Source organism: Lentzea sp. NPDC059081, from assembly GCF_042738015.1.
Classification (GTDB): domain Bacteria; phylum Actinomycetota; class Actinomycetes; order Mycobacteriales; family Pseudonocardiaceae; genus Lentzea.
This window is the reverse complement of record NZ_JBHYGW010000018.1, coordinates 141506-152051: the sequence shown is the minus strand read 5'-3', so window position 1 is coordinate 152051 and position 10546 is coordinate 141506. Positions and strand designations below refer to the sequence as shown.

At 68.9% G+C, this 10546-nt stretch carries 9 protein-coding genes; 5 read left to right on the top strand and 4 right to left on the bottom strand.

The window, feature by feature from the left end:
- The first annotated feature begins 145 nt into the window (after window positions 1–145).
- The 3 genes from ACFWV3_RS31935 to ACFWV3_RS31925 are packed head-to-tail and all read left to right on the top strand — an operon-like array spanning window position 146 to window position 3033.
- Window positions 146–925 carry an enoyl-CoA hydratase/isomerase family protein gene (locus tag ACFWV3_RS31935; protein ID WP_382416703.1) on the top strand — a complete coding sequence of 260 codons (780 nt, stop codon included), beginning with the start codon at window positions 146–148 and terminating at the stop codon, window positions 923–925.
- Complete coding sequence (locus ACFWV3_RS31930) at window positions 915–1871, top strand: class I SAM-dependent methyltransferase (protein ID WP_382416701.1); 957 nt, start codon at window positions 915–917, stop codon at window positions 1869–1871. The genes ACFWV3_RS31935 and ACFWV3_RS31930 overlap by 11 nt, the downstream gene beginning before the upstream one ends.
- A 1-nt stretch (window position 1872) precedes the next feature.
- Window positions 1873–3033 carry a class I SAM-dependent methyltransferase gene (locus tag ACFWV3_RS31925; RefSeq protein WP_382416699.1) on the top strand — a complete coding sequence of 387 codons (1161 nt, stop codon included), beginning with the start codon at window positions 1873–1875 and terminating at the stop codon, window positions 3031–3033.
- Here the strand turns inward: ACFWV3_RS31925 and ACFWV3_RS31920 are convergent.
- Window positions 2992–3579, bottom strand: coding sequence for a TetR/AcrR family transcriptional regulator (locus ACFWV3_RS31920; protein ID WP_382416697.1), 588 nt, complete (start codon window positions 3577–3579; stop codon window positions 2992–2994). The two genes, ACFWV3_RS31925 and ACFWV3_RS31920, sit on opposite strands and share 42 nt — an antisense overlap.
- Before the next feature lie 93 nt (window positions 3580–3672).
- Here ACFWV3_RS31920 and ACFWV3_RS31915 point away from each other — a divergent pair, with 93 nt between their 5' ends.
- Entirely contained in the window at window positions 3673–4062 is a 390-nt protein-coding gene (locus ACFWV3_RS31915) for a DUF4267 domain-containing protein (protein WP_382416696.1), read from the top strand.
- A 441-nt stretch (window positions 4063–4503) separates the two neighbouring features.
- On the opposite strand, the gene ACFWV3_RS31910 is transcribed toward ACFWV3_RS31915, so the two are convergent.
- The 3 genes from ACFWV3_RS31910 to ACFWV3_RS31900 form a co-directional block, all read right to left on the bottom strand.
- The gene (locus tag ACFWV3_RS31910; protein ID WP_382416694.1) at window positions 4504–5214 is read right to left on the bottom strand and encodes a nucleotidyltransferase domain-containing protein; all 711 of its coding nucleotides are present in this window, start codon (window positions 5212–5214) and stop codon (window positions 4504–4506) included.
- A gap of 138 nt (window positions 5215–5352) precedes the next feature.
- Window positions 5353–8610: a GH92 family glycosyl hydrolase gene (locus ACFWV3_RS31905; protein WP_382416692.1), complete on the bottom strand. Its 3258-nt coding sequence runs from the start codon at window positions 8608–8610 to the stop codon at window positions 5353–5355.
- A gap of 58 nt (window positions 8611–8668) precedes the next feature.
- A complete protein-coding gene (locus ACFWV3_RS31900) occupies window positions 8669–9523 on the bottom strand; it encodes a nucleoside hydrolase (protein WP_382416690.1) in 855 nt (284 codons plus the stop codon).
- Window positions 9524–9949: 426 nt separating this feature from the next.
- Here ACFWV3_RS31900 and ACFWV3_RS31895 point away from each other — a divergent pair, with 426 nt between their 5' ends.
- Complete coding sequence (locus tag ACFWV3_RS31895; RefSeq protein ID WP_382416688.1) at window positions 9950–10483, top strand: hypothetical protein; 534 nt, start codon at window positions 9950–9952, stop codon at window positions 10481–10483.
- Window positions 10484–10546: the final 63 nt, after the last annotated feature.

Below are 10546 nucleotides of genomic sequence, written 5' to 3'. Positions count from 1 at the left end.
GGTGTCCTCTGTTCACTTCTTGGGTTAAACCGCGTAAGGCGGTGAGCCCAGAATGGGAGACCGGACGACCGACAAGAGGCGAACGAGCCGCCGTCGCGGAGCGGCGGCCAATAAACACAGCGGCCAATAAAACACAGGAGGCGCAGTGCCTGAGTTCGTGAGGCTCGAGGTCGAGGACGGGATCGGCACGATCCGCCTGGAGCGGCCGCCGATGAACGCCCTGAACCGGCAGGTGCAGACCGAGCTGCAGGCCGCCGCCAAGGAGGCCTCCGAGCGTTCCGACGTGTACGCGGTCATCGTCTACGGCGGCGAGAAGGTCTTCGCGGCCGGCGCCGACGTCAAGGAGTTCGCCCAGATCTCCCACGCCGAGATGACGCTGCGGGCCAAGGGCCTGTCCGACGCCCTCGGCGCGCTGGCCACCATCCCGAAGCCGACCGTCGCCGCGATCACGGGCTACGCGCTGGGCGGCGGCTTCGAGGTCGCGCTCGGCTGCGACCGCCGCATCGCCGGCGACAACGCGAAGGTCGGCCAGCCCGAGATCCTGCTCGGCCTGATCCCCGGCGGTGGCGGCACGCAGCGCCTCGCCCGGTTGATCGGCCCGTCGAAGACCAAGGACCTGCTCTACACCGGCCGTTTCGTCGGCGCCCAGGAAGCGCTGGAGATCGGCATGGTCGACGAGGTCGTCGCACCCGACGACGTGTACGCGGCCGCGGTGCGCTGGGCGAAGCAGTTCGTCAACGGGCCGGTGCTCGCCCTGGCGGCGACCAAGGCCGCCGTCGACGGCGGCCTCGACACCGACCTGGAGTCGGGCCTGAAGCTCGAGAGCCACCTCTTCGCGGCCCTGTTCGCGACCGAGGACAAGAAGGCGGGCGTGGAGTCGTTCATCGAGAACGGGCCCGGAAAGGCGAAGTTCAGTGGCAACTGATCCGGCACCCAACCCGCACGCGACCGCGGAAGAGGTCGAGGCGGCCTACAAGGACACCAAGCTCGCGCAGGTGCTCTACCACGACTGGGAAGCGGGCACGTACGACGAGAAGTGGTCGATCTCCTACGACGAGCGCTGCATCACCTACGCGACGGACCGCTTCCGCGCCGTCGCCGGTGACGTCGGTCCGTACGAGCACGCGCTGGAGCTGGGCTGCGGCACGGGTTTCTTCCTGCTGAACCTCATGCAGGGCGACGTGATCAAGAAGGGCTCGGTCACCGACCTGTCGCCCGGCATGGTCGAGGTGGCGCTGCGCAACGCCGAGCACCTCGGGCTGGACGTCGACGGCCGCGTTGCCGACGCCGAGCGGATCCCGTACGACGACAACACGTTCGACCTCGTCGTCGGGCACGCGGTGCTGCACCACATCCCCGACGTCGAGGGTGCGATGCGCGAGGTGCTGCGCGTGCTGAAGCCGGGCGGCAAGTTCGTGTTCGCGGGCGACCCGACGAACATCGGCAACTTCTACGCGCGCAAGCTCGGCCAGGCGACGTGGTGGCTGACCACCAACGTCACCAAGGCGGTGCCGGCGCTGGGCTCGTGGCGCCGTCCGCAGGAGGAGCTCGACGAGTCCTCCCGCGCCGCCGCGCTGGAGGCCGTGGTCGACCTGCACACGTTCGACCCCGACCAGCTGGAGAGGACCGCCCAGCGCGCCGGCGCCGTGGGCGTCCACGCGGTGACCGACGAGCTGTCCGCGGCGCTGTTCGGCTGGCCGGTGCGCACGTTCGAGGCCGCGGTGCCGCGCGAGAAGCTGGGCTTCGGCTGGGCGATGTTCGCCTACCGCACCTGGCAGAACCTCTCGTGGGTCGACCAGAACGTGCTGTCGAAGGTCCTGCCGCGCGAGATGTTCTACAACGTGTCGATCACCGGCAGGAAGTCCTCCTGAGTTGGGGTACGCGTTCACCTCGTCCGACGTGGCGTTCCTGCGTTCCGGCGCCGGAGTCGCCGCGTTGGAGCAGGTGGACGCGTTGCCCTTCACCGACTCGTCCCGGCTGCACGACGTCGGCGCAGCCCGGAAGCTGCTGGGCGAGTCCTTCGCGCCGGTCGTGGAAACCGTGCTGCTGCGCCGTCGGGCTTCGTCCAAATTGGACTCTTCTGAGTCCTGGCTCTTCACCGATGACGCCCTGCAGCAGGCCACCGCGTCCGCTGTGGCCCGGCATCGCGCTTCGCGGTTCGCCGATCGGGTCGTCCACGACGTGACGTGTTCGATCGGCGCGGACCTGGTCGCGTTGTCGTCGGTGGCTGCGCTGTGCGTGGGCTCGGACCTCGATCCGGTGCGGCTCGCCATGGCGCGCAACAACGTTCCCGGTCAGCTCGTCGTGCAGGCCGACGCGCTGCGGCCGGTCTCGCGTGCGTCCGCCGTCACCGCGGACCCCGCCCGTCGTGACTCCGCCGGTCGCCGCAAGTGGAACCCGTCGGACTTCTCGCCGCCGCTGGACGAGCTTTCCGAGGTCTACGCCAGTGTCGACCTCGCCGTGAAGTGCGCTCCCGGCATCGACTTCGCCGTCGCGCCGTGGGCCGACGAGATCGAGGTCGTGTCGCTCGACGGCGCGGTCCGCGAGGCCTGCCTGTGGACGCGAGGCCTTGCCACCGCGGGGGTTTCGCGCCGCGCGTCCGTCCTGCACGGCTCGTCGTCGTGGACCTTGACCGACGCCGAACCCGACGACTGCGCCGTCGCCCCGCCGGGGGAGTGGGTCGTCGACCCGGACGGCGCCGTCGTGCGCGCGGGCCTGGTGCGGCACTACGCCGCCCGGCACGGCCTGTGGCAGCTCGACGAACGCATCGCGTACCTGAGCGGTCCGGTGCCGCCGCCGGGCATCCGCGCGTTCCGCGTGCTCGAACACGGCCACTACACGGAGAAGGCACTCAAGTCGTTGCTGAAGACGCGGTCCGTCGGCAGGCTGGAGATCCTCGTGCGCGGCCTGGACGTCGACCCGAACACGCTGCGCAAGCGCCTCAAGCTCTCCGGTCCCGCCGAGGCGACCGTCGTGCTGACGCGCGTCGGCTCACGGCCCGTCTTCCTGCTGTGCCAGGCTGAGCGCACTTAGTGCCAGGTCGAGGCGGGCCTCGTGGAAGTCGGGCCGCAGCCGTTCTCCCTGGGTCAGGGTGGCGATGCCGTGCAGCGTGCTCCAGAACAGCTCGGTCAACGTCTCCAGGTCCCGCTCGCCCCTGACCGGTTCGACCGCCGCGACGAGCTCGCCGAACGCGTCGCGCAGCTCCTGCGGGATGTCGTCGGTGCCGAACGGGATGTCGACCCGCTGCACGAACATCGCGTCGTAGAGCGCCGGACGTTCGCGCGCGAACGCGAGGTACGCCTCCGCGGCGGCGCGCAGCCGTGACTCTCCTCGCGCCGGCCGGGCTTTCCGCAGCTGCCGGGCCAGCTCGCCGGCCCCCTGGATCGCCACCGCGCGCACGATCGCGTCCTTGCCCTTGAAGTGGCTGTAGAGCACCGGCTGGCTGTACTCGACCTTGTCGGCGAGCCGGCGCGTGGTGACCGCGTCCCAGCCCTCCTCCTCGGCCAGCTCCCGGGCGGCGTCGATGATCAGCTGATGGCGTTCGGCCCGCTCGCGCTCACGCCGGTTCTGGATGCTCACCCGACAAATCTAGCACCGCTAGACTTCCGAGCGCTCAATCTGTTAGCGTCGCTCCATCAGCTAGCAACGCTAGATTCTCTCCGGGAGGACATCATGAAGTTCACGACGGTCATGTCTTGGCTGGTAGTGGTCGCCGGTTTCTACTTCGGCCTGAGCTACCTGCTCGCAGGCGACTGGGCGGCCTCGGGCTTCGGCATCGTCGACCCGACCGGCTACTACGTGGTCAAGGGCGTCCGCGACCTCGCCTACGCCCTCACGGCCCTGATCCTGCTGCTGATGAAACAGCGGCGCGCCCTCGGCTGGGTGGTGCTGGCGGACTCGATCATCCCGATCGGCGACTGCCTGGCCGTGATGACGCACGGCGGCACGGTCGGCTACGCCCTGATGGTGCACGGCTCCGCGGCCGTGCTGGTGCTGCTCACCGCCTGGCTCCTGCTGCGGGAGAAGGCGCCGGCCCAGGCGGAGCCGGTCCCGGCCAGGTGAGCCCAGCCGACGTCACGGCAACGCGGTACCGGGCGGGCGACCACGTCACCACGGCGCTCGCCCGTCCCGTTCACTCCGGCGACGGCGCCTGCCTGCTCCGTTCACTCCGGCGACGGCGCCTGCCTGCTCCGTTCACTCCGGCGACGGCGCTCGCCCGTCCCGCTCGCCCCGGCGACGGCGCCTGCCTGCTCCGTTCACTCCGGCGACGGCGCTCGCCCGTCCCGCTCGCCCCGGCGACGGCGCTTGCCCGCTCCGTTCACCCCGGCGACGGCGCTTGCCCGCTCCGTTCACCCCGGCGACGGCGCTTGCCCGCCCGCTCGCCCCGGCGACGGCGCTTGCCCGCCCCGCTCGCCCCGGCGACGGCGCCTGCCTGCTCCGTTCATTCCGGCGACGGCGCCCGCACGGCCCACTCACTCCGGCCACGGCGCTCGCCCGTCCCGCTCACCCCGGCGACAGCGCCCGCACGGCCTGGGCCAGCCCGGAGTCCGTGATCTCACCGAGCAGCAGCCCGGTCAGCACGTGGAACGCCCGCGCCAGCTCGTCCGGATGCGTGGACAGCACCAACGTCCCGGCGAACGCGCCGGCGTCCCGCAGGTCGTCCAGCCCACGCCCCTGCACGGCGTTCACGCCCTCGCGCAGGCACCACAACGACATCACGTGGTCGCGCATCCCGTTGATCATGTACACCGCCTGCCACACCCGGCCCCGCGCGATGGACGACCGCGCGTGCAGCCCGTACAGCCAGGCGAGCCCGACGAGCTCGGAGCGGTCCGGCGGACTCGACTGCGGCAGCTCGTTGGCTTCGCCGAAGAGCAGCTTGAACGTCGGCCCGGTGGCGCCGAACTCGGACGACGGCCAGAACGCGACGTCCACCTGCAACGTCGAGCGCAGCAGGAACACCCGGAACAACACCGACCCGCGCCGCACGTCGACGTGCCCCACCGCGTCACACGCGTACATCAGCGCAGTCCAGTCGGTGACCACCTCGTCCAGGTCGCGGTCGACCGAGAGCGCGAAGTCGATGTCCGACCAGCGGTCCTCCCTGCCGACCGAGGCCGAACCGGTCACCGCCGCCCCGACCACCCGCGGATCGACCTCGGCGGCGTTGACGAGGTCGCGGCGCAGCTGGTCGCGCTCGTGAACTGAGAACACAGCGCCACTTTATTGGTCACCGGTCGAGCGCTCGACGAAGACGACCTGTTCCGTTCGGCGACATTCCTCCCCAGCAGGGAAAGCGAAAGGGGTGGGTTCCCGTCGCATCGACGGGAACCCACCCCCAAGCCTGGGAAACTAGGCCTGCGCCAAGGCGAAGACGTGCATGTCACCGTCGTCCGGCAACACCACCGACGCCAGCGTCTTCCCCTCCGGAGCCACGTACGTCTTCGTGGCGAAGATGTGCGTGGCGACCTTCTCGTTGCCGCCGCCGGACTGGTTGCGGTACGGCGTGTTCGCGACGATCACGTTGCCGTAGCTCGGTGCCGACCCGCCGCCGCCCAGCGTCCAGTCGCTGAAACCGATGTCCACCGACGCCGTGGTGCCGTCCGTGAACGTCACGGTCGCCACCTTCGTGCGCGCGCCGTTGGCCGCCGCGCCGAGGAAGGCGAGACGGGTGCCGGACAGCGTCAGCGTCTGCTTCTGCGCGGTCGCGTTGTCCTGGCGGCCGGGAGGTGACGACGGCCAGGTGAACGTCAGGCCGTCGACGGTGCCGGTGCCGCCCGGCGTGAGACCGGCCGTGGCCAGCGCCTCGCGCGAGTAGCTGTAGCCGCCGCCGTCGAAGTCGCCGTCACCGTCGGCGTCGGCGGAGGCGCCGACGTTGTTCACCGCGGCGAGCATGCTGCCCGCCGGGGCGACCTTCACCGTCTGCGGCAGGACGACCGGCTTCGACGCGCCTTCCACGGTGATCGTGACGGTGATGTCGTAGAAGCCCTGCGGCGTATCGGGAGTCGCCGAGACCGTGAACTCGCCCGGCACCGCACCGCTCACCGGCGTGAACTGCAGCGCGTCCGAACCGGTGATCGCGTAGGTCGCCTTCGGGTCGCCGTCGTAGAGCTTGACCGCGTTGACCTTGCCCGTCACGGACTTGCCCGGCTCGACGACGAGCTGGCGCGGTTCGACGGTCAGGAAGTACGGCTGATCGTGCTTGATCGGCTGCTCGCCGTCGCGGAACGACGGCGGGGCGTCCGAAGCGCCCGTGCCCCAGGACGAGGGCGTGCTGCCGAGCACGAAGTCCAGCTTGCCGCCGCGTTCGACGAACGACTCCGGCAGCCAGGTCTTGGTCGCCGCCTTGCCGTTGACCTTCAGCGACTGCACGTACTTCGTCGCCGTGTTCGCCTGCGGGGCGTTGATCGTGATGTCCTTGCCGCCACCGCGGTTGATCTTCACCGAGGTGAACAGCGGGCTGCTCAGCACGAGCTCGGCGCGCGACGGCACCTGCGGGTAGATGCCCATCGACGTGAAGACGAACCACGACGACATCGCGCCGAGGTCGTCGTTGCCCGGGATGCCGCCGGGGGCGTTCTTCCAGAGCGTGTTGATGGTCTCCCGCAGCGTCTCCTGCGTCTTGGCGGGCTTGCCCGTGTAGTTGTAGAGCCACGGGACGTTCACCGACGGCTCGTTGTCCAGTTCGGACTTCGCGCCGCCGTTGCCGGTCAGGGCCCAGCTGCCGTCGGCGTTGTGGAAGAAGTCGTCGAGGCGCTTGTTGGCGCGGTCCTTGCCGCCCAGCGACTCCACGAGGCCGGCGACGTTGTGCGGCACCATCCACGTGTACTGGGCGCTGCTGCCCTCGACGAACCCGTTGCCGGTGTCGGGCGTGAAGTCCTTGACCCACGTGCCGTCGGCGTTGCGGTTGCGGATGTAGCCGCCGGTCTTGTCCGCCACGGGGTCGAAGTTGTTCTGCCACCACTGCGCGCGCTCGGCGAACGTCTTGGCGGTCTTCTTGTCGCCCGCGCGGTCGGCGAGCTGGCTGATCGCGAAGTCCGCCGCGGAGATCTCCAGGGTCTCCGCCGCGCCACCCCACGCGTTCGACACGGCCGGCATGTACTTGTTCTGCAGGTACTTGTCGAGCGACGGCCGCTGCCCGACCGACATGACGGCCCAGCCGTCCTTGCTCAGGTCCTGCTCCGTCGGCACGGTCGCGGCCTTCACCAACGACTTGAGCGACGACTTGAGGTCGTACTTGTCGCCGCCGAACGCGGAGATCGCGGCCAGTGCGATGGGCGCGGGGTCGCCGTTCATGACGTGCGTGCCGCCCGCGGCGTGCGTCCAGCGGTCCCAGACACCGTTGTTCTGGCCGGCCTGGTTCAGCAGCGACTGCGCGATGTCCGACCCGACCTGCGGCTCCAGCAGCGTGAGGAGCTGCAGCTGCGAGCGGTAGATGTCCCAGCCGGAGAACGTGCCGTACTGGGCCTTCTGCCTGCTCTTGTCGATCTTGTGGACCTTGCCGTCGAACCCGGCGTACTCGCCGTTGACGTCGCTGAACACGTTGGGGTGCAACAGCGAGTGGTACAGCGCGGTGTAGAACTTGGTCCGCTCGTCATCGGAGCCGCCGCCGACCTCGATGCGCCTGAGCTGCTTCTGCCACGCGATGTACGCGTTGTCCCGCATGTCCTCGATCGACTGGCCCTTGTTCTCGGCCTTGAGGTTCGCCTTCGCGTTGTCGAGGCTCACGTACGAGATGCCGATCTTGACACCGACCTGGCTGCCCGGCGCGAAGCCGAGGTAGGCGCCGGAGCCCTTGCCCAGCACGGGCCAGCCGTTGGTGCCGTACGTCGTGCCGCCGGTCGCGGACGTGCCGCCGGGCGTGACAACGTTGTCCTGGTACGTGCCGACCTCGGTGAACGCCTGGTCGAACTCCGCGACGAAGTGCAGCGTGTAGTAGCTGCGGCGGCCGACCTGGTTGATGTAGCCGCAGAAGTTGCCGCTCGTGACGCTGCCGGTGATCGTCCGCTTGTCCTTGTCGATCACGGTCTGCGCGTCCGACGAGCCGACCTGCGACTTGGAGGTGTTGATCAGCACCGTGGCGGGCTTGTCGGCGGGGAAGCTGAACCGCGCGGCACCGGTGCGTTCGGTGGCGGACAGCTCGGCCTTCGCGCCCGACTTGAGCGTCACGTCGTAGCGGCCGGGCTTGGCCACCTCGTCCGCGTGCGCGAACTCGCTCGCGTAGACGGCGTCCGTCGCGTCCGTGGTCGGCGACGTGGTGACGGTCCCGACGTGCGGGAAGATCGGGATGTCACCGCTGCCGCCCGCGCACCCCGTCCCGGACATGTGGGCGAGGCTGAAGCCGCGGATCTTCGTGGCGTCGTACCGGTACCCGCCGGGAGCCGCCGCGCGCAGGGTGTTCCCCCTGCTGGCCTCCGGGCTGAAGGAGAACATGCCGAACGGCACGACCGCGCCGGGGAAGGTGTTCCCGAGGTTGGTCGTGCCGATGAACGGGTTCACGTGTGCCGCCGGATCCGGCACCACCTGAATCTGGGGCTGAGCGGAGGCAGGGACCACTCCGAACGTCATGGCCACCGCCACCGCAGCTGTCGTGAGGACTCTTCGCTGCATGGACGCGGACCCTACTTTCCGTGCCCGCCCAACCCCAGAGTGTGAAGCCGTTTTGTCGTCAACCGGACAAGCGCTGCTCCATGAACGACCGCAGCGCGGGCCAATCGGTCTCCAGAGCGACCTCTACCTGGTGCTTTCCCTCGACGAGCGCACCCTCGTCGTCGATGTCGAGCCCGTGGGTCGTCAGCTCCAGCGTGCCGGGCACGATCGCCTCGGCCACCGCGACGGCGTCGTGGACCAGGATGCCCTCGTCCCGGTGGGAGTGGTTCTGCTCCCTGTGCCGCGCGAGGTAGGCCCGGTAGGTGCCGGTGAGGCCGCTGAGCACGGGGTCGACGTTCGCGAGGAACTCGGTGTCGGCGATGCACCGCTGGGTGAGGTTGAGCGGCACGATGATCGGCTTCGCCCTCCGGATCACGGTCTGCGCCGCCTTGGCGTCGGCCCAGAAGTTGAACTCCGCGCGCGCCGTCGTGTTGCCCAGCCCGAGTCCGCCACCCATGACGACCAGGCGCGGGAACTCGACACCGGCCTCGATCGCGTTGGCGATGTTGGTGAGCGGCCCGATGGCGGCGACCACGGTGTCCGGCGTGAGGTCGTCGGCGAAGAAGCGGGTGGTGTCGTCCCCGCTGATGCCGTGCGGGTGCTCCGGCAACGTGAGGGCCTGCCCGCCGAGCCCGTCCTCGCCGTGCACGTCCGCCGCCCCGCCCGTGCCCGCGCTGCCCCGGATCACGGGCACGTCGGTGCGGCCCAGGTGCGCGAGCAGCCGCAGGGCGTTGGCGGTGGTGAGGTCGAGCCCGACGTTGCCGAACACCGTGGTCAGGCCCTTGAGCTCGACCTCGGGGCTGCGGGCGGCGAGCGCGATCGCGAACGCGTCGTCGACGCCGGGGTCGGTGTCGATGATGAGAGGAGTCGCCATGGGCCTCAGCCTGCCTCACCGCGCCGCACACGTCCTCGTGGCGACTCGTCAGATGAACGTGTGAGGCGACGAGACCGTGCCTGGTCTACGCAGAGCGTGTGAGCGGACCGTTGAGTCCACGTGGGACAGCCCGTGATGTATAAGCTCAATCATTGTCTGGCCGCGGCTCAAAACGCTGAAACCAAAGTCATGTGCTTCGTCGTTGTGGTCGTTCGAAGTACTTGAAAGCGTTGAGTGCTGCGTGCTCCTGTAACAGGCGGCGTTGTGGATGCGATCTGCTTGTGAGTCGAAGGAGCGCAGATGAAGCGGCGAACTTTCAGTGTTATTGCGTGTGCAGGATTTTTCGTCTCGGCGTGCTCGTCCGAGCCTATCGCCACGAGCACTACGGTTTCTTCGTCGCCTGCGACTAGTTCGACCACCGTAAGTGTGACCACCACCACCACCACCACGCGCCCCACTACGCCAGAGCAGGAGTTCGACGCGCGTGCCGTCAAAGAAGGCTGGGCAACGGCGAGTGACTTCCAGAGCTCTGGAAGGGAGTACAGCGGCCCGGCTGGCTACGTGAAGCACATCTGCAAGGAGTTCGACGACCCGGAAGAGATCACCGGGCTGAGTCACGGCGAAAGGATGGAGATCGAATGGAAGGCCGAGAAGCCCATCTTCGAGGCGGGTGTTCCGATCTTCTGTCCGCAACACGTTCCGTTGCTCAAAGACGCCGTGAACGGAACGGTCAAGCGCGGCTACTCAGGTGGATCGTTCTTCATTCCCGATGACATGAAGCCTGGTGTGTACCGCGTGTCCGGTGCCATCAAGGACTGTTACTGGGAACGTACTGCTCATGACGGTTCGATCATCGACAATCAGTTCGTGACAGCTGCGCGGGAGTTGACCGTGACTGTTCTGCCCTCCGACGGGGCGTTCACGACCCGGAGTTGTGGGACTTGGAGAGCGGTTGGCTGAGCCGATCAGGTGTTGAAGGCTGGTCCTCTGCTTCAGCTCACTCTTGTTGATCATGCGGCCCGC

What these genes read in the sequence shown, in the direction of transcription:
- ACFWV3_RS31915 (WP_382416696.1), top strand. Translation starts at nt 3,673, where the DNA reads ATGAAGTTCACGACGGTCATGTCTTGGCTGGTAGTGGTCGCCGGTTTC.
- ACFWV3_RS31905 (WP_382416692.1), bottom strand. Translation starts at nt 8,610, where the DNA reads ATGCAGCGAAGAGTCCTCACGACAGCTGCGGTGGCGGTGGCCATGACG.
- ACFWV3_RS31900 (WP_382416690.1), bottom strand. Translation starts at nt 9,523, where the DNA reads ATGGCGACTCCTCTCATCATCGACACCGACCCCGGCGTCGACGACGCG.